The organism is Streptomyces sp. NBC_00306 (genome assembly GCF_036169555.1).
GTDB lineage: Bacteria > Actinomycetota > Actinomycetes > Streptomycetales > Streptomycetaceae > Streptomyces > Streptomyces achmelvichensis.
Map to the genome: position 1 here is coordinate 955784 of NZ_CP108032.1, position 17743 is coordinate 973526.

The following is a 17743-nucleotide window of genomic DNA, read 5'->3' on the forward strand; positions in this document are numbered from 1 at the left end:
GTCGCGGTCGTGGTGTTCACACCGCACCGTCCTTGCCGACGCGGCCGAACTGCTCGTCGAGGACGGACAGCCGGCGCCAGTACTCGTCCTCGTCGATCTCACCGGCGGCGAACCGGCGGCCGAGCAGGGCGATCGGCGAGTTCTCGCCGTGTGCGGGGCGCTGGTTCCAGGGGCCGGGGCCGCGGCGTCCGCGCCGGAAGCCGGTGCGGCGCGCCAGTGTGACGACGCCGACGACGACGGCCGCCCAGACCAGCGGGAAGAAGAGCATCCACGGGCCGGGCCCGCCTGTGTGCGCCAGGGTGTTCATCTCGGTCAACTCCTCGGTGGCGATGGTGGTGCGTGATTCCTTGTCGCTACCGAGGCTCCCGCCGCAGGGGGCCGACGTCGTCGTACGGCCAGCGGCAGTGCGCGTACCACCCGGGGAGTACGCAGGGCTTTCACGGCTGCTCCCCGCTCCGGCGGGGGTGAGGGCTCAGCCCTGTCCCTACGGCCGTGGGTCAGGGGCGAGGGGCCCGGTGGCGCAGATCCGTGCCGCACCCGGCCCGGGGCCGTGTCACTCCTCGTCCGCCTCCGCCATCCGGCGGTGGACGCGGCGTTCGTGGATGATGCGCCCGATGATCGCGCCGCCGTAGACCACCACGCCGACTCCGACGAGCCAGGACTGGATGACGAGGACGGTCCCGATCGGGCCGTAGACCACGGTGTTCGACGCGATCAGCGGGGAGAAGACGAGCTGCGAGAAGATCCGCAGCCCGAGCAGACCGAGGGCCGTGGCGGCCGCCCCGGGGAACAGGGCGCACCAGCGGACCCGGCCGCCGAGGAGCACACGTTGGGCGACCCAGAAGAAGGCGCAGGTGCCGATCAGGTCCGCCAGGACACCGATCGCGGCGCCGAGGGCGGAGTCCAGCGGGTTGGGCGTGTTGACGAAGGCCAGCAGGAAGCAGATCAGCAGGGCGAGGAAGACGACGTGCCGCCACATGGTGTGCCAGCGGGCCGTCGGCAGGTCCCACACCTTCTCGTAGCCGGTCTGCACCACGGAGCCGAAGGTCAGACCGAAGACGGTGAGCGCTGCGAGACCGAAAGCGGTGGTGCGCTGCAAGGCGGCACCCGGCACTCCGAAGAGCCGCCCGACCTCGTCCTCGGAGGCCGGGGAGACGCCCAGCGCCTGCCCGAGCCACCGGGCGAATCCCTGGCCGCTCGCCGGGTCGGCCGCCGCGACCACGATCAGCAGCGGCACGAGGGTGAGGAAGCCGAGCGCGGCGAATCCCATGGCCCGGTGCATCAGCTCCAGCTCGCGACCGCGCGACCACACGAGGCCGGCCCAGGAGGCCATGAACCTGTCGCGCAGGTGCTGGAACCGGTGCGCAGGGGGCTGTGCACCGGCGGGCTTGTGGGTCATAGGTCGTCGACTACCCGCTCATACGTCGCGAAGCGTCCATCATGCCCCCGGACGAGTGCCGGCGCATGCCCCGGAGAAGTGCCGCCGATGCCCCGGACGAGTACCCGTGCGTCCCCGTCCTGCCGGCAGGGGACGGCGAGGTCAGAGCAGTGCGCCGAGCGGGTCGTCCAGGACCGGCTGCCACGCCAGTTCGGCCGCCCCGACCAGGCTGTTGTGGTCGAGCGTGCAGGGGAGGATCGGCACACCGCCGCTGCGCCCCCACAGACTGCGGTCGGCGACGACGGCCCGCAACCGCTCGGGGTCCGCGCCCAGCAGCTCGCGGTGGAGTCCGCCGAGGATGATGCGGTCGGGGTTGAGGATGTTGACGAGCCCGGCGAGCCCGAGGCCCAGACGGTCGATCAGCTCCTCGCAGGCGGCTCGGACGCCGGGATCGGCATACTCCGTGCGCAGTAGTTCCCTCGACTGCTCCAGCAGGGAGACCTCGGGGCCGGGGTCGCGGCCCGCGGCGGTGAGGAAGGCGAGGGGGTCGGCCTCGACGTCGAGGCAGCCGCGGCTTCCGCAGTGGCAGGCGCGGCCCTCGGGGTTGACCGTCAGATGGCCGACCTCCAGCGCGAGGCCCGCGCTGCCGGTGTGCAGCCGTCCGTCGAGGACGAGCGCGCCGCCGACGCCGCGGTGGCCGGTGGCGACGCAGAGCAGGTGCTGCGCGCCGCGGCCCGCGCCGTGCCGATGCTCGGCGAGGGCGGCGAGGTTGACGTCGTTGCCGGTGAAGGCAGGTCCCTCGATGCCCGCGGCCCGTACCCGCTCGGCGAAGATGTCGCGTACCGGAGCGCCCGCGGGCCAGGCGAGGTGGAGCGGATTGAGGGCGGTGCCCTCGGGTTCGGCGACGGCGGACGGCACGGCGAGGCCGGCGCCCACGCACCGTCGGCCGCTCTCGCGCAGCAGCGCGGCGCCCGCGGCCACGACCTCGCCGAGCACCTGGGCGGGGTCGGCGGAGACGGTGACACAGCCGGGGGCGGTGGCGACGGTCCGGCCGCCGAGTGCCACGAGGGCCGCGCGGAAACCGTCGGCGTGCACCTGGGCGGCGAGGACGACCGGGCCCGTGTCGTCGACGGAGAGCCGGTGGGAGGGACGGCCCTGCGATCCGGCGGCCGCGCCGGGGCGGGAGTCCACCCGGATCAGGCCCAGCGCCTCCAGCTCGGCGGCGACCGCTCCGGCCGTGGCACGGGTGACCCCGAGTTCGGCGGTGAGCACGGCGCGGGTGGGCGCGCGTCCGGTGTGAACCAGTTCCAGCGCGGGGCCGAGCGCGCTGCGGCCCCTCTCCAGCCTTGATCTGGTGCTCGTCGCCTTGCCGTTCATGGTGGCGAGTCTCCCATGATCCAGCCGTTGCGCAGCCGCCTTGTCCGGATCGGGCCCCCACCCCTATGCTGAGTTTGTGCCGCACCTAAACAAACTACGGACGGCCGCACCGGGGGGCCCGAGCGGAAACACCGCTGCACTCCCCCTGTCCCGCCTCCGCACCGCCCTCACCGTGTTCTTCGCCCTGGACGGCTTTCTCTTCGCCGGCTGGGTGGTCCGCATTCCCGCGATCAAGCAGCAGACCGGAGCATCCGCGAGCGACCTCGGGCTCGCGCTGCTCGGCGTCTCGGCGGGCGCGGTCGTGACGATGACCCTCACGGGCCGGCTGTGCCGCCGCTTCGGCAGCCATCCGGTCACCGTCGCCAGTGCCGTACTGATGTCGCTCAGCATCGCGCTGCCCGCGCTGACGCACTCGACGCTCGCCCTCGGTCTCGTCCTGCTCGTCTTCGGCGCCGCGTACGGCGGGATCAACGTGGCGATGAACAGCGCCGCGGTCGACCTGGTCGCCGCGCTCCGTCGCCCGGTGATGCCGAGCTTCCACGCGGCGTTCAGCCTCGGCGGCATGGTCGGTGCGGGGCTGGGAGCCCTGGTGGCCGGCGGCCTGTCCCCCACCGTGCATCTGCTGCTCCTCGCCGTCATCGGCCTGCTGGTCACGGCGGTCGTCGGCCGGGTGCTGCTCGGCCGGACGGCTCCGGTCACCGAGCGCGCCCAGGAGGACCCGGTGCCGCGCCGGCTCACGGGCCGAACCCGCAGGCTCGTCACGGTCTTCGGCGTGATCGCGCTCTGCACGGCGTACGGCGAGGGCGCGATGGCCGACTGGGGCGCGCTCCACCTGGAGCAGGACCTGGACGCCCACCCGGGCGTGGCCGCCCTCGGATACTCCCTGTTCGCCCTCGCGATGACGGCCGGCCGTCTCACCGGGACGACCCTGCTGGAGCGGCTCGGACAGACCCGCACGCTGGTCGCGGGCGGCACGACGGCTGCGGCCGGCATGCTGCTGGGCTCGCTCGCCCCGACCGTGTGGCTCGCGCTGCTCGGCTTCGCGGTGGCGGGCCTCGGCCTGGCCAACATCTTCCCGGTGGCCGTGGCCCGGGCGGGCGCACTCGCCGGCCCCGGCGGGGTCGCCGCCGCTTCCACGCTCGGATACGGCGGCATGCTGCTGGGACCGCCCGCGATCGGGTTCCTCGCCGACTGGTTCTCGCTGCCCGTCGCGCTCACCACGGTCGCGGCACTGGCCGCGGGTGCGGCACTGATCGGATGGGCGGCCCGGAACGCGACCGCGCCGCAGGACGCCTGACCGCTCGTCGGCGCACACCACCGGGGCCCTGCCAGAGGGGGCGCACAGGGGGGCGCATTCACGCCGGTCGCCTGACGCGACGGCCCCACCGGACATGAACCGAGTGGCACAATCTGCGGCATGGAGACCGCCGAGCTGATCACATCACTCGTACGGGAGGGCCAGTTGCTGGCCGCCGCGGCCACCCGGACGGACCCGGCGACGCCGGTGCCCACATGCCCGGGCTGGCAGATGCGTGACCTGCTGCGTCACATCGGCATGGTGCACCGCTGGGCCACCGCGTTCGTGGCGGAAGGCCATGAGGAGTTCCGTCCCGCCGTACCCGAGAACGACCTCGACGGCGACGAACTGATCGAGTGGTTCCGCGAGGGCCACGGCCTCCTCGTCGGGGCACTGACCGAGTCACCGGCCGATGTGCGGTGCTGGACCTTCCTTCCGGCCCCGTCTCCGCTCGCGTTCTGGGCCCGGCGACAGGCGCACGAGACGGCGATCCACCGCGCCGACGCCGAGTCCGCCCTGAGCGGCAAACCCGGCCCGGTGCCTGCCGACTTCGCCGTCGACGGCATCGCCGAACTGCTCTGCGGCTTCCACGGCCGCACCCGGAGCCGGCTGCGTTCCGAGGTGCCCCGCGCCCTGCGTGTACGGCCGCTCGACACGGACGACGTGTGGACCATGTGGATCTCGACGGACGCGCCGCGTACGGAACCGATCGCGGAGGTGGCCGCGGACTGCGAGCTCATCGGCACCGCCGAGCAGCTCTACCTCACGCTGTGGAACCGGCTGCCCCTGAGCGCCGTCACCGTCACGGGCGACACGGAACTCGCCCGGGAGTGGCGGGAGAAGTCCTCCGTCACCTGGTCGTAGCGCAGGTCCGGGGCGCCGCGGGCCCAAGCGGACGGCAGCCCGGGCACGCGCGGCCGGGTTCAGGCCGTGGCGCCCGGTCCGGACAGCGGCGTTCCGGCCGTGGCGCCCCGTTTCGGACAGCGTCGTTCAGGCCGTGGCGCCCGGCAGCATGCGGGAGAGCACGGCGCGCTGGAGCGGCTGGACCTCGGCATGGCGTGCTCGCCCCGCGTCGGTCAGCGCGACCCGCACACCCCGGCGGTCCTCGCTGCACATACCGCGGGTGACCAGCCCGTCCTTCTCCAGGCGGGCCACCAGACGCGACAGCGCGCTCTGGCTGAGGTGGACGCGGGCCGCGAGTTCCTGCACCCGGAACGAACAGTCGCCGTCGGCGGCCGACTCCTCGGCGAGTACGTCGAGGACCTCGAAGTCGCTGGCGCCGAGCCCGTGGTGATGGAGCTCGCGGTCGAGCTCGCACATCGTCCGGGCGTGCAGCGCCAGCACATCGCGCCACTCGTCGACGAGTGCGCGCTCGGACTTGTTCGCTGCCATGGGCGCACGCTAGCAGAAAACCCCACTTTGTTGCATCGGAATTAAATGCACTTGCATTGAATGCATGTGCATGTACTGTGCTGCGCATGATCTCTCCGCCCAACGTCCCCTTGGCGCAGGAGCGCTGGAGCCCTCGGCTGTGGGGCACGCTGCTCGTGCTCTGCGCCGCGATGTTCCTCGACGCGCTCGATGTCTCGATGGTCGGCGTCGCCCTGCCGTCGATCGCCACCGATCTCGATCTGTCCACCTCGACCCTGCAGTGGATCGTCAGCGGCTACATCCTCGGCTACGGCGGCCTGTTGCTCCTCGGCGGCCGCGCCGCCGACCTCCTCGGCCGCCGCCGGGTCTTCCTCATCGCACTCGCCGTCTTCGCCGTCGCCTCCCTGCTCGGCGGGCTCGTCGACTCCGGACCGCTGCTGATCGCCAGCCGTTTCATCAAGGGCCTGAGCGCCGCGTTCACGGCGCCCGCCGGACTGTCGATCATCACTACGACCTTCAAGGAAGGCCCGCAGCGCAACCGCGCGCTGGCCATCTACACCACCTGCGCCGCCACCGGCTTCTCCATGGGCCTCGTGCTGTCGGGCTTGCTCACCGAGGTCAGCTGGCGCCTCACCATGCTGCTTCCCGCGCCCATCGCCCTGATCGCCCTGGTCGCCGGCATCAAGCTCATCCCGCGCAGCAGCCGCGAGGATTCCGGAAAGGGGTACGACCTGCCCGGAGCCGTCACCGGCACGGCCTCGATGCTCCTGCTCGTCTTCACCGTCGTCCAGGCACCGGAGGTCGGCTGGGCATCCGCCCGTACGCTGCTGTCCTTCCTCGCCGTGGCCGCCCTGCTCACCGCGTTCGTCACCATCGAGCGCCGCAGCTCCCACCCCCTGATCCGGCTGGGCGTACTGCGCTCCGGCAGCCAGATCCGAGCGAACCTCGGCGCGGCCTTCTTCTTCGGCTCGTACGTCGGTTTCCAGTTCCTCGTCACCCAGTACATGCAGTCCCTGCTCGGCTGGTCCGCCCTGGAGACGGCGCTGGCCTTCCTGCCCGCGGGGGCACTCGTGGCGCTCTCGTCGACGAAGATCGGCTCCGTCGTGGACCGCTTCGGCACGCCGCGCGTGATCGCCCTCGGCTTCGGATTCCTCGTCGTCGCGTACGCCCTGTTCCTGAGGATCGACCTCGCACCGAGCTACGCGGCGGTCATCCTGCCGTCGATGCTGCTGCTCGGCGCGGCGTGCGCGCTGGTCTTCCCCTCGCTCAACATCCAGGCCACCAACGGCGTCGAGGACCACGAACAGGGCATGGTCTCCGGTCTGCTCAACACGTCGATCCAGGTCGGCGGTGCGATCTTCCTCGCCATCGTGACCGCGGTGATCACCGCCGGCGACACCGGCGGCTCTCCCCAGCAGGTGCTGGACAGCTTCCGCCCGGGCCTCGCGGTGGTGACCGTCGTCGCGGCGGCGGGGCTGCTCATCACCCTGACCGGTCTGCGCACCCGGCGCACCGGCGGCGGCGTACTGGTCGCCACGTCGGTGTCGGTGCCCCAACCCGAGCCCGAGCGGGTGACGGTCGGCGACTGACCGGCACCCCGCTCGCAGGGAGTGTCCGGCGAGGACCGGCGGACGCTTCCGGGGCGGCGGCGACCGACGCCGCCCTTCCCACGGGGGAGACGGTGGCCGGTGGGCTCCTTGCCCGCCGGCCACCGTCCTGTGACACTTCGGACATGGAGCCGGAGGGGGCGGGCGTGCCGAACAAGAGACGGCGGACACAGGCGGACCGTGACGCGATCACGGTCGAGATCGGCTATGCGCTGTTGAGTGCGGTGCTCGTCGCCGCGGTGGTCTTCGGCGTGATCGCCGGACCCAAGGCCATGTTCACGATGCCGTACGCCGTCGAACACGGTCTGCTCCTCGCCGGCGCCGCCGCAGCCGCCATCGCCTTCGTCCTGCGGCTGGTGACCGTGCTGTGGCGGTTCTCGACCGCGCCTGCTCAGCCCAGCCAGCCGGGCCGCACCAACCCCGACTCATAGGCCAGGACGACGAGTTGGGCCCGGTCGCGGGCCCCCAGTTTCACCATCGTGCGGCTGACGTGCGTCTTGGCCGTCAGAGGACTGACGACCAGCCGGCGCGCGATCTCCTCGTTCGACAGGCCGATACCGACCAGGGCCATCACCTCGCGTTCGCGCTCGGTGAGTTCACCGAGGCCCTCCGCGTCCTTCGGCTCCTTGGAACGGGCCGCGAACTCCGCGATCAGACGCCGCGTCACCCCGGGCGACAGCAGGGCGTCGCCGGCCACCACCGCCCGTACCGCGCGCAGCAGTTCCTCCGGTTCGGTGTCCTTCACCAGAAAGCCCGAGGCGCCGGCGCGGATCGCCTCGAAGACGTACTCGTCGAGCTCGAAGGTGGTCAGCATGACGACCTTCACGTCGTGGAGCCGCTCGTCGCCGGTGATCCTGCGGGTGGCCGCGAGCCCGTCGAGCAGGGGCATCCGGATGTCCATCAGCACGACGTCCGGGGTCAGTTCGCGCACCAGCCGCACCGCCTCCTCGCCGTCGGCGGCCTCACCGGCCACCTCGATGTCCTGCTGGGCGTCCAGCAGGGCCCTGAACCCGGCTCGGACCAACAGCTGGTCATCGGCGAGCAGTACGCGGATCACATCGTCTCCTTCGGCTGCACGGGAAGGACGGCCCGGACGCGGAACCCGCCGTCGGCGCGCGGACCCGCCTCGATCGTGCCACCCAGCGCGGCGGCCCGCTCCCGCATTCCCGCCAGCCCGTTGCCGCTCCCGCCTGCCTCGGAGCCGGTGGCCGGTCCGTCGTCGTCGATGCGGAGGTCGAGCCGGCCGGGCGCGTAGGCGATCCGCACCCGCGCGGCGCGCGAACCCGAGTGCCGCACCACGTTGGTGAGGCCTTCCTGCACGATCCGGAAGGCCGCGAGATCGGTACCGGGCGACAGCGGGATCGGCGTCCCCTCCGTCTCGATCTCCACGGTGAGGCCGGCGCTCGCGGCCTGGTCGACGAGTTCGGGGAGCCGGTCGAGTCCCGGAGCCGGTGCACGCGGGGCGTCTCCGGGCGTACGCAGCGTGTCCAGCACCTGACGGACCTCGCCCAACGCCTCCTTGCTGGCCGCCTTGATGGTGGTGAGTGCGGTCCGTGCCTGCTCGGGGTCGGAGTCGAGGAGCGCGAGACCGACACCCGCCTGGACGTTGATGACCGAGATCGAGTGCGCGAGCACGTCGTGCAGTTCGCGCGCGATGCGCAGCCGCTCCTCGTCGGCGCGGCGCTTCTCGGCGGCCGCCCGCTCCACGCGCTCGCGTGCCCAGACCTCGCGCCGGACGCGGACGAGCTCCGAGGCGGCGAGGATAGCCACCACCCAGGCGGCGATCACCAGTTCCTGCCCCCACGGCGCCGCGTCGTCCTTGCCCGGGGGCAGATACCGGTAGAGCCAGTGCGCGACGAGCAGATGCCCGGCCCACAGCCCTCCGACGGCCCACCAGGCCGCACGCCGGTGGCCGGAGGTCACCGCGGCGAAGGCGCCGACCGCGACGGAGATGAAGACCGGTCCGTACGGGTAGCCCAAAGCGAAGTAGACGAGGGTGACGGCGCAGACGCCGAAGACGGAGACGACGGGCCACCGGTTGCGGAGCAGCAGGACGGCCGGGCCCGCGAGCAGGAGGACGCGTGCGAGCGCGTCGAGACTCACCCGGTCCGGCTGGCCCATCGCGGCGTAGCGCGAGCCGACGAACACGAAGACGGCGAGGGCCAGGGTCGAAGGCCAGGGAATCACCTGAGCGTTGCGGCGCGCCTCCCACAGACGCAACGGTGGTGGCGGTTCTCCCCCCGGACGCCGCACCCAGGGGGGACCGCCGCCCCGGGCACGCGTGTGCTGCTCATCCATACGGCCACGCTAGACGCGCACCGGGCCGCGGGGCGTCAGCCGGGCGTGGCGATCAGGAGTACTCCCTGGGGAGTACGGGAGGCGGGGGCGGGGCTTGTGGGTGGGGTGGGGGTGGTTCGTGGGGCGGGGGCGCGGGCGGCGGCGCCGGGCGCGCGCTCCCCGCGGGCCGCGCCGAGGCCGACGTCGGCCCGTCCGCGTCAGGATCAGGCTCCGGCGACCCGCGGGCTCCGCAGTCCGACTTCGTGCGCGAGGCGGGCCGCCGTGTGGGCGAAGAAGACGTCGCGTTCCTCGACGACACGGTTGAACTGGCCGAAGAGCTCGAAGGAGATGAGCCCGAACAGCTGGGACCAGGAGGCGACGAGGGCCACGACGACGGGCGCCGGCAGATCGGGGGCGATGTCGGCGGTGAGCCGGTCGGCCTCGGCGCGCAGCGCCTCCCCCAGCGGCGGGAGCGCCAGACCGTCGGCGCGGTGGGCGTCACGGGCGACCGAGATCAGGGCGAGGCCGACACGGGACGCGGGTCCGACGGTGTCCATGGGCGCGCTGTAGCCGGGCACCGGCGAGCCGTAGATCAGGGCGTACTCATGGGGGTGGTCGAGCGCCCACGTACGGATGGCGGAACAGACCGCGGTCCAGCGGGCGACGGGGTCGGCCGGTCCGGCGGCGGACGCACCGGCGAGCGCAGCCTCGGCGGCTGCACCCACCGCGTCGTAGGCGTCCACGATCAGGGCGGTCAGGAGATCGTCGCGGCTCGGGAAGTACCGGTAGAGGGCGGAGGAGACCATGCCCAGCTCACGGGCGACGGCGCGCAGCGACAGCTTCGAGGCGCCCTCGGCCGCGAGCTGCTTGCGCGCCTCGTCCTTGATGGCGGCGGTCACTTCGATACGGGCTCGTTCCCTGGCCCCACGGATCGTGGTCATGGGGCGCAGTCTCTCATGATTTGGAGCACTGCACTATTCCGAGAGCGCTGATCTGAATGGCGGGTCGTCGCCACTTTCGAGAGCACTGCTCTTGCTTTGGATCGCCCCACGGGTGCACACTGCTCTTAAGCGAGAGCAGTGCTCTCGATACCGAGCACCACACCATGCGAACCCGAGGACCGTCATGTCGCAGACGCACTACATCAAGCCCGGCCGCCTCGACACCATCATCAACGGCTCGATCGCCTGGCTCGCCCGCCGGGGCATCAGCCTCATGGGCACCGCGGAGCTCTCCGTCCGCGGCCGTACGAGCGGTGAATGGAGAAGCATCCCGGTCAACCCCCTCCCCTACGAGGGCGGGCCCTATCTGATCTCCGCCCGCGGCCACTCGCAGTGGGTGCGCAATCTGCGGGCCGCCGGCGGTGGCCGCCTGCAGCTCGGCCGCAAGACCCAGCACTTCACCGCCGTCGAGCTCGCCGACGAGGAGAAGCCCACCCTGCTCCGTACGTACCTCGAGCGCTGGGGCTGGGAGGTCGGACGCTTCTTCGGCGACGTGAACGCCAAGTCCACGGACGAGGAGCTGCTCGCCGCGGCCCACAAGCACCCGGTCTTCCGGCTCACCGTGACCGACTGAGCCGGGGCGCCCCCGTCGGGACCGGAGTTCGCGTGCCGCGTCCGCCCGCGCTAGGACATCCACAGAACCGGCGCTCCGGCGCACCACCGGCGCCGGCCCGAACACCGTCAGAACCCGGGCGCGGCACCGCCGGAACCGCGCCACCGCCGGAACCCCCAGCGCGCCACCGCCGGAACCCCAAGCGCGGCACCGCCGAACTCGGCCGCCGTACCGCCAGAGCCCACCCATGCCGGAATTCGGCCGCCGTACCGCCGCAGCCCACCAACGCCGGAGCCGTCAGCCCCCGCGCCGGTCCAGCGCCTCCAGCGCCCGCCGGGCCATCCCGTTCGTCCGCACGATGCCGGCGAGCGTCGTCGAACCGCGGGTGATGTCCGCGAACGCCTTCCACGCCGGACGGAAGCCGCTGATGGCCGCGTGCAGCAGCCCGGGACGGCGCTCGAAGATCTTCAGCATCAGCCGTCCGACGCCCATCTCGACACCGAGACCGGCCTTGATCGCGAAGGCGTAGTTCAGCGCCTGGCGGCGGGCGTCCACGGCGTCGTGGGCCTCCGAGATCCGTACCGCCCACTCCCCCGCGAGCCGGCCCGAGCGCAGCGCGAAGGAGATCCCCTCGCGGGTCCACGGCTCCAGCAGCCCTGCCGCGTCGCCGCACACCAGCACCCGGCCCCGGGACAGCGGTGAGTCGTCGCTGCGGCACCGGGTGAGGTGTCCGGAGGAGATCGAGGGTTCGAAGCCGGCGAGTCCCAGCCGGGCGATGAAGTCCTCCAGATAGCGCTTGGTCGCCGCGCCCTCTCCGCGGGCCGAGATCACGCCGACGGTGAGCGTCTCCCCCTTGGGGAACACCCAGCCGTAGCTCCCCGGCATCGGGCCCCAGTCGATGAGCACCCGGCCCGCCCAGTCCTCCGCCACCGACGCGGGCACCGGGATCTCCGCCTCCAGGCCGAGATCCACCTGGTCGAGCTTCACACCGACATGCGCCCCTATGCGGCTGGCGCTGCCGTCGGCTCCCACGACCGCGCGGGTCAGGACGGTCTCGCCGTCCGACGTGACCACGGCGACCGTGCGCCGGTCGGGGACCGCGGGCCCGTGCTGCTCGACGCGGGAGACGGTGACGCCCGTGCGCAGAATCGCGCCCGCCTTCTGCGCCTGCTCGACCAGTCCGGCGTCGAACTCCGGCCGGTTGATCAGCCCGAAGAGCATCCTCCGGGACCGGCGCGTACGCGCCAGCTTGCCGTTCATCGAGAAGGTGACCGCGTGCACCCGGTCGAGCAGAGGCAGCTCGAAGCCGGGCGGCAGGCTGTCGCGCGAGGGGCCGATGATGCCGCCGCCGCAGGTCTTGTAGCGCGGCAGTTCGGCCTTCTCCAGCAGCAGCACCTGACGGCCGGCCACCGCCGCCGCGTATGCCGCCGATGCCCCCGCGGGCCCGGCGCCGACGACGACCACGTCCCACACCGTCTCGTCGTGCTCCTGTGCTTCCCCTGCCCCGGTGACACCGTTCTCGCTGCTCACGATGTGGTTCTGCTCCCGATCCGACGCGTGCCCCATGCTCTCGACGGCATCCTACGGCGCGGTCACCCCACCACCGCTGTGGGAGGATCGGCCACGCATTTGCCGTACACACAGCACACAACGTCGCACCCACGAGGAGCGTGCCCATGACCGCCGATCCGATAGCCGAGACCGTCGCATCCCTGCTGCCCCGCGCCAAGGCGGAGCTCACGGAGCTGGTGGCCTTCCCGTCGGTGGCGGATCCCGCGCAGTTCCCCCGGAGCGGGTGCGAGGCCGCGGCGAACTGGTGCGCCGACGCCCTGCGGTCCGAGGGTTTCCAGGACGTCGCCGTGCTCGACACCCCCGACGGCACCCAGTCGGTGTACGGGTACCTGCCCGGCCCGGCCGGTGCGCCCACCGTCCTGCTGTACGCGCACTACGACGTCCAGCCGCCGCTGGACCTCGACGCCTGGGTGACCCCGCCCTTCGAGCTGACCGAGCGCGACGGCCGCTGGTTCGGCCGCGGTGCCGCCGACTGCAAGGGCGGCTTCATCATGCATCTCCTCGCCCTGCGCGCCCTCAAGGCGAACGGCGGGGTGCCGGTGAACATCAAGGTGATCGTCGAGGGTTCGGAGGAGCAGGGCACGGGCGGGCTGGAGCAGTACGCCGAGGCTCACCCCGAGCTGCTGAGCGCCGACACCATCGTCATCGGCGACGCCGGCAACTTCCGTCTGGGGCTGCCGACGGTGACCGCCACCCTGCGCGGCATGACCCTGGTGCGTGTCCAGGTCGACACCCTCGAAGGCAATCTGCACTCCGGCCAGTTCGGCGGCGCCGCCCCGGACGCCCTGGCCGCGCTCATCCGCGTGCTGGACTCGCTGCGCGCCGAGGACGGCTCGACGACAGTGGACGGTCTGGCCGGCGAGGCGACGTGGGAGGGGCTTCAGTATCCGGAGGCCGACTTCCGCCGGGACGCCAAGGTGCTGGACGGCGTCGGGCTGATCGGTTCCGGATCGGTCGCGGACCGTATCTGGGCGCGCCCGGCCGTCACCGTCCTCGGCATCGACTGCCCGCCCGTCGTGGGCGCGACGCCGTCCGTGCAGGCGGGCGCTCGCGCGCTGATCAGTCTGCGGGTGCCGCCTGGCCAGGACGCGGCGCAGGCGACGAAGCTGCTGGCCGCGCATCTGGAGGCGCACACACCGTGGGGTGCTCGGGTCGTCGTGGAGCAGACCGGTCAGGGCCAGGCCTTCCAGGCGGACGTCTCCAGCCCGGCGTACGCGGCGATGGCCGACGCGATGCGGCTCGCCTACCCGGGTGAGGAGATGCAGACCGCCGGCATGGGCGGCTCCATCCCGCTCTGCAACACGCTCGCCGCGCTGTACCCGGAGTCGGAGATCCTGCTGATCGGGCTGAGCGAGCCGGAGGCGCAGATCCACGCGGTGAACGAGTCCGTGTCGCCCGAGGAACTGGAGCGGCTGTCCGTCGCCGAGGCGCACTTCCTCGTCAACTACGCGGCGTCCAAGCAGGGCTGAGCCGGTGGGATCCGGCGGCTTCCGCACGCAGCGAAGCCGCCGGGTCCCCGGTGCCGCACTCCCGTGCCGCACTCCTGTGCCGCGCCACAGGCGCCGTGCGGAAGATCAGCCGACGGGAACGCCCGCTTCCAGGTTCAGCACCGTCCCCCGCTCGCGCGCCCGCAGGGCCCAGCGCAGCCGCTCGTAACGAGTGGGCGGCAGCAGGTGGGCGGCCTCCTGTTCGCCCACGAAGCGCCAGCCGCGCAGCTCGGACCCGGGCAGCAGGACCCGTCCGGCCACCCGGCCCTGCAGCCGTCCGCCGTCGAAGAGCAGCCGCAGCCCGCCGTACCCGGGCGGCCTCGGCGGCTCCCAGTCGACCACCAGCAGGCTGGGCACCCGGTCGAGTTGGATGCCGAGCTCTTCCTCGACCTCGCGCATCCCGGCCTGCGCGGGAGCCTCGCCGCGCTCCACGACACCGCCGGGGAACTCCCAGCCCGGCTTGTAGGTGGGGTCGACGAGGAGCACCCGGTCCTCCTCGTCGAAGAGCAGCACACCGGCGGCCAGCGTCTCGGCTGTCGGTTCCGGGGTCTGCACGATCTCGCAGACCGGGGCCTCACCACTGCTGACCGCGTCGGCGATCCGCTGCGCCGTGCTGCGGGGGTCCAGGCTGCCGTTGTCGACGACCAGCGCGTCCTCGCGGATCCAGTCGAGGGCCGCGAGGTACGGCTCGATGTGGTCGAGGGCCCACTGCCGGACCCGCTGCTCGGCATCCGGTATGTCCGGCTCTTCGCGGGTGGCTATCCGCTCGCGCAGGATCGTTTCATCCGGGCGGAGAAGCACATGCCGGACCGGGATCCGACGGGACGCGAGGCCGCCGAAGATCTCGTCGCGGTACTCCTGTCGCAGGAGCGTCATGGGCACCACGAGAACACCGCCGAGCTCGGCGAGCACGGCCGCCGCGGTGTCCACGACGAGCCGCCGCCAGATCGGCAGGTCCTGGTAGTCGCTCACCTCGGCGAGCCGCTTCGGCGGCAGCAGCCGGCGGAGTCCGCCGCCGGTGAGTTCGGGGTCGTACAGCGTGCTGTTCGGGATCAGGTCGATCAGTTCGCGCGCGGTGGTGGTCTTGCCCGCTCCGAACGCACCGTTGACCCAGACGATCACGGTTCCCCCTCTTCCGTAGCCCACTGTGGATTGCCCGCAACACCCTGCCACGGAAACGCGTGGGGGGAACCGGGAGCCTGATCGCGGACGCAACTGTGTCCGTGCTGTTGCCCATTCGCGGCCACCGCACGACGGCGGGCCGCGTCTCACCCTACGAAGCGAAAGCTGCGCCCGGCCGTGACATGGGGCGGCGGAGCGTCGTTGGAGCTGCAGAGACAGAGGGGGTGCGCGATGCGCCGTACGGTACTGGAGTGGTTCCCCGCCGGGGGCCCGCGAGGCAGCTGGCCCGCGGAGGAGTTCGCCCGCCAGCGCCGTGACGAGGGCCAGCCGGCCGAGGTCGTGATGGACCTCGAGTCGGACGCGTTCCTGGTGATCGTGACCCAGCACTCCGCGGACGCGGTGACCTGACGGGTGGTCGTGACCCTGTCGCTGCGGCGGCGGGGCGCGCTCTGCATCGCGCCTGCCGCGCGAGCCGATGCCCAGGGTGGCCTCTTCGCCCGGCAGTCAGCCGTGCCGACCGCTCAGCGGGACACGCAGACGCGGCCCCAGCCGCAAGCCGGGGCCGCGATGCGCGGTGAGATCAGAAGTTGCCGTTGGAGATCATGTCTCCGTCGGAGCCGTACACGGTCACCAACCCGTTCTCGGAGTCCTTCCAGTCGGCGAACGCCGAGGCGATCAGCTTGGCCTGGTTCTGGTCCTTGCTCATGAATCCGCCGGTGAAGTCGGTGTACACGTCGACCGAGTCGAGGATGTCGTTCTGCTCCTCGGCGCCCTGCACCTTGGTCACGTGTTTGACGGCGGCCTGCTCGGTCGGGGTGCCGTTCTTGGCGACGAACGCCTTGAACTCCTCAGCCGAAGTGAGCTTCTTCTTCTCCGGCTCGGCCGGTGCCTTCTTCTCCGCGGGCTTCTGAGCGGGCTCGTCGGCCGGCTTGGCGTCCGCGTCCTCGGCCGGGGCGACCGCCGTCCTGTCGGACGTCTTCCCCGCGTCCGCCTTGTCCTCCCCACCGCCCACAAGGGCGCCGAGGGCGATGAGGAAGACGAACAGTCCGCCGATGACGATGCCGACGATCGCCCAGGCGGACATGCCCTTCTTCGGCGGGGGTGGCGGCTGGTACGGCGCCGGGCCGCCCTGGTACGCCTGATGGGGCTGGGAGTTGTACGGGTACTGCTGGGACACGGTTGGTTCCTTTTCTGGTGACCGGAAGGTGGTGCAGAACGGGTGCGGGGCTAGCCGAGGGAGCCGGCAAAGCTGCCGGCGCGGGCGTCAGCCGCAGAGAGCTGGATCTTCCCTCGGTGTGAGATCTCGACCTGATAGAAGTCGTGGCCACCCGGCACGGCCTCGACCGCGATCTGGTAGGTGCAGGTGCCGGCCGTCTTGTCGTGCGTGGAGATGAACAGCCCGCTGGACCCGATGACGGCACCGGCGGCGTCGTACACGGTGACGGACGTCCCCATGCCGATGTCGTCGTAGCCGCCGGACCCCTTGCAGCTCGTGGCGCCGTCGCTGATCACGCCATCGGTCAGGACGAACGTGCCGGTCAGGTCGAACGGTTCGCTGCCGACTGCTGCCGTGGTCGCGCTGGCCGCCGCTGAGACTGTCGTCGTCTCCTTGCTGTCGCTGGTGGCGCTTGTGGCCCACCAGGCAGCGCCGACGATCCCGGCACCGGCAGAAAAGCCGATGAGGGCGACGGTGAGGGTGTGGCTCCAGCGGGAGCGGGCCGCCGGCGCCGTGGGCGGCTGCGAGGGCGGCGGTGGGTAGGTCTCGCTCATGATGTCCCCTCAACATGGTTCTGCGGCGGATTGTGGGGGTGAGCGAATCTATCGGCAAGGATGAGGGCTGCGTCGGCTTTTCAACTGAATGCGAGGGACGCTCCGGCCGAACCGGCGGTTGCACTGGGGGATTCGGCAGCCGGCCTCGTCGGGGACGCCCTCGTAGCCGGTGTGCACAGCCGACCCGAGGCCTGAGTCTTCGCGAACCCGAGCAGCCCCGAAGCCCGCACCCACCCCTCCCCTATGACGATCGGTCACAGGTTCGTCACTAACGGAACCCCTGCTTCACATCGGCCGGAACCGGACCGCTACGGTCAAGTCTCCACGAAGCATCCTTGGGGGGATCAATGACCTGGAACCAGCAGCCGACCGCCCCGTATCAGGCGGTGGCGCCGGCGCCCAAGCCCGGTTGGGCACGTAAACGCGTCGTCATTCCGTCCGCCGTCGGGCTGTTCTTCTTCGGCGTCGTCGTCGGCTCGGCGGGCGGCGAGACCAGGACGACCACCACGGCCGCGAATCCCGCGCCGACGGTGACCGCCACCGTGACGGCGAAGGCCGCGGAACCGGCGGTCGCCGAGCCGGAGGCGCCCGCCGCGAAGACCGCGGCGCCGAAGACGACGGCACCGAAGCCCGCCGTCGCTCCCCCGGACGCCAAGGCGCCCGCCGACGAGCGGGCCAAGGTCCTGGACTTCGTCGGCATGGGCCTCCAGGAGGCCCAGGACTCCGCCCAGGCGGAGGGCTTCTTCATCCTGACGTCCCACGACAGCACCGGGGCCGGCCGGATGCAGGTCTTCGACCGGAACTGGAAGGTGTGCTCGCAGAGCGTCGCGGCGGGCAGGACCGTCGACGTCGGTACCGAACTGGACTTCGGCACGGTCAAGTTGAGCGAGTCCTGCCCCTGACGCGGACGGACGCGGACGCCCCCGCCGGT

General features: G+C 72.0%; 19 protein-coding genes. 8 read left to right on the forward strand and 11 right to left on the reverse strand.

What is annotated here, in order from left to right; translation table 11 throughout:
• Nucleotides 1-16: 16 nt before the first annotated feature.
• The 3 genes from OHA05_RS04165 to OHA05_RS04175 all read right to left on the reverse strand — a co-directional run bounded on the left by OHA05_RS04165 (nucleotide 17) and on the right by OHA05_RS04175 (nucleotide 2755).
• Nucleotides 17-307 carry an SHOCT domain-containing protein gene (locus tag OHA05_RS04165; RefSeq protein ID WP_313947772.1) on the reverse strand — a complete coding sequence of 97 codons (291 nt, stop codon included), beginning with the start codon at nucleotides 305-307 and terminating at the stop codon, nucleotides 17-19.
• A 246-nt stretch (nucleotides 308-553) separates the two neighbouring features.
• Nucleotides 554-1399, reverse strand: coding sequence for a YhjD/YihY/BrkB family envelope integrity protein (locus tag OHA05_RS04170; protein WP_313947771.1), 846 nt, complete (start codon nucleotides 1397-1399; stop codon nucleotides 554-556).
• Between the two features lie 141 nt (nucleotides 1400-1540).
• Nucleotides 1541-2755, reverse strand: coding sequence for an ROK family protein (locus tag OHA05_RS04175; RefSeq protein ID WP_313947770.1), 1215 nt, complete (start codon nucleotides 2753-2755; stop codon nucleotides 1541-1543).
• 76 nt (nucleotides 2756-2831) lie between these two features.
• On the opposite strand from OHA05_RS04175, the gene OHA05_RS04180 reads away from it, so the two are divergent.
• Nucleotides 2832-4052 carry an MFS transporter gene (locus OHA05_RS04180; protein WP_328859859.1) on the forward strand — a complete coding sequence of 407 codons (1221 nt, stop codon included), beginning with the start codon at nucleotides 2832-2834 and terminating at the stop codon, nucleotides 4050-4052.
• Nucleotides 4053-4172: 120 nt separating this feature from the next.
• Entirely contained in the window at nucleotides 4173-4916 is a 744-nt protein-coding gene (locus OHA05_RS04185) for a maleylpyruvate isomerase family mycothiol-dependent enzyme (protein WP_328859860.1), read from the forward strand.
• A 126-nt stretch (nucleotides 4917-5042) separates the two neighbouring features.
• On the opposite strand, the gene OHA05_RS04190 is transcribed toward OHA05_RS04185, so the two are convergent.
• Nucleotides 5043-5444 (reverse strand): MarR family winged helix-turn-helix transcriptional regulator, encoded by a 402-nt coding sequence (locus OHA05_RS04190; RefSeq protein ID WP_313947767.1) that lies wholly within the window; start codon nucleotides 5442-5444, stop codon nucleotides 5043-5045.
• 86 nt (nucleotides 5445-5530) lie between these two features.
• On the opposite strand from OHA05_RS04190, the gene OHA05_RS04195 reads away from it, so the two are divergent.
• Nucleotides 5531-7012 carry an MFS transporter gene (locus tag OHA05_RS04195; protein WP_328859861.1) on the forward strand — a complete coding sequence of 494 codons (1482 nt, stop codon included), beginning with the start codon at nucleotides 5531-5533 and terminating at the stop codon, nucleotides 7010-7012.
• A 143-nt stretch (nucleotides 7013-7155) separates the two neighbouring features.
• Entirely contained in the window at nucleotides 7156-7461 is a 306-nt protein-coding gene (locus OHA05_RS04200; RefSeq protein ID WP_413777796.1) for a DUF6332 family protein, read from the forward strand.
• On the opposite strand, the gene OHA05_RS04205 is transcribed toward OHA05_RS04200, so the two are convergent.
• The 3 genes from OHA05_RS04205 to OHA05_RS04215 form a co-directional block, all read right to left on the reverse strand.
• The gene (locus OHA05_RS04205; protein WP_313947763.1) at nucleotides 7422-8087 is read right to left on the reverse strand and encodes a response regulator transcription factor; all 666 of its coding nucleotides are present in this window, start codon (nucleotides 8085-8087) and stop codon (nucleotides 7422-7424) included. The genes OHA05_RS04200 and OHA05_RS04205 overlap by 40 nt on opposite strands.
• Nucleotides 8084-9328, reverse strand: coding sequence for a sensor histidine kinase (locus tag OHA05_RS04210; RefSeq protein WP_313947762.1), 1245 nt, complete (start codon nucleotides 9326-9328; stop codon nucleotides 8084-8086). Before OHA05_RS04210 ends, OHA05_RS04205 begins: the two co-directional genes overlap by 4 nt.
• A gap of 203 nt (nucleotides 9329-9531) precedes the next feature.
• Nucleotides 9532-10248 carry a TetR/AcrR family transcriptional regulator gene (locus OHA05_RS04215; RefSeq protein WP_328859862.1) on the reverse strand — a complete coding sequence of 239 codons (717 nt, stop codon included), beginning with the start codon at nucleotides 10246-10248 and terminating at the stop codon, nucleotides 9532-9534.
• Between the two features lie 184 nt (nucleotides 10249-10432).
• On the opposite strand from OHA05_RS04215, the gene OHA05_RS04220 reads away from it, so the two are divergent.
• Nucleotides 10433-10882, forward strand: coding sequence for a nitroreductase family deazaflavin-dependent oxidoreductase (locus OHA05_RS04220; RefSeq protein ID WP_328859863.1), 450 nt, complete (start codon nucleotides 10433-10435; stop codon nucleotides 10880-10882).
• Between the two features lie 276 nt (nucleotides 10883-11158).
• On the opposite strand, the gene OHA05_RS04225 is transcribed toward OHA05_RS04220, so the two are convergent.
• Entirely contained in the window at nucleotides 11159-12427 is a 1269-nt protein-coding gene (locus tag OHA05_RS04225) for a geranylgeranyl reductase family protein (RefSeq protein WP_313947759.1), read from the reverse strand.
• Nucleotides 12428-12537: 110 nt separating this feature from the next.
• Here OHA05_RS04225 and OHA05_RS04230 point away from each other — a divergent pair, with 110 nt between their 5' ends.
• On the forward strand, nucleotides 12538-13902 hold the full coding sequence (locus OHA05_RS04230; RefSeq protein ID WP_313947758.1) for a dipeptidase: 1365 nt from the start codon (nucleotides 12538-12540) through the stop codon (nucleotides 13900-13902).
• A 105-nt stretch (nucleotides 13903-14007) separates the two neighbouring features.
• On the opposite strand, the gene OHA05_RS04235 is transcribed toward OHA05_RS04230, so the two are convergent.
• Nucleotides 14008-15042, reverse strand: coding sequence for an NUDIX hydrolase (locus OHA05_RS04235; RefSeq protein ID WP_313947757.1), 1035 nt, complete (start codon nucleotides 15040-15042; stop codon nucleotides 14008-14010).
• Nucleotides 15043-15273: 231 nt separating this feature from the next.
• On the opposite strand from OHA05_RS04235, the gene OHA05_RS04240 reads away from it, so the two are divergent.
• Nucleotides 15274-15450 carry a hypothetical protein gene (locus OHA05_RS04240; protein WP_313947756.1) on the forward strand — a complete coding sequence of 59 codons (177 nt, stop codon included), beginning with the start codon at nucleotides 15274-15276 and terminating at the stop codon, nucleotides 15448-15450.
• Between the two features lie 172 nt (nucleotides 15451-15622).
• On the opposite strand, the gene OHA05_RS04245 is transcribed toward OHA05_RS04240, so the two are convergent.
• Together OHA05_RS04245 and OHA05_RS04250 are read right to left on the reverse strand one after the other, a co-directional pair.
• Nucleotides 15623-16219, reverse strand: a complete 597-nt coding sequence (locus OHA05_RS04245) for a hypothetical protein (RefSeq protein WP_328859864.1) — start codon at nucleotides 16217-16219, stop codon at nucleotides 15623-15625.
• A 50-nt stretch (nucleotides 16220-16269) separates the two neighbouring features.
• Nucleotides 16270-16812, reverse strand: a complete 543-nt coding sequence (locus OHA05_RS04250) for a hypothetical protein (protein WP_313947754.1) — start codon at nucleotides 16810-16812, stop codon at nucleotides 16270-16272.
• Nucleotides 16813-17159: 347 nt separating this feature from the next.
• On the opposite strand from OHA05_RS04250, the gene OHA05_RS04255 reads away from it, so the two are divergent.
• Nucleotides 17160-17714 (forward strand): PASTA domain-containing protein, encoded by a 555-nt coding sequence (locus tag OHA05_RS04255; RefSeq protein WP_313947753.1) that lies wholly within the window; start codon nucleotides 17160-17162, stop codon nucleotides 17712-17714.
• The last annotated feature ends 29 nt before the right edge of the window (nucleotides 17715-17743 follow it).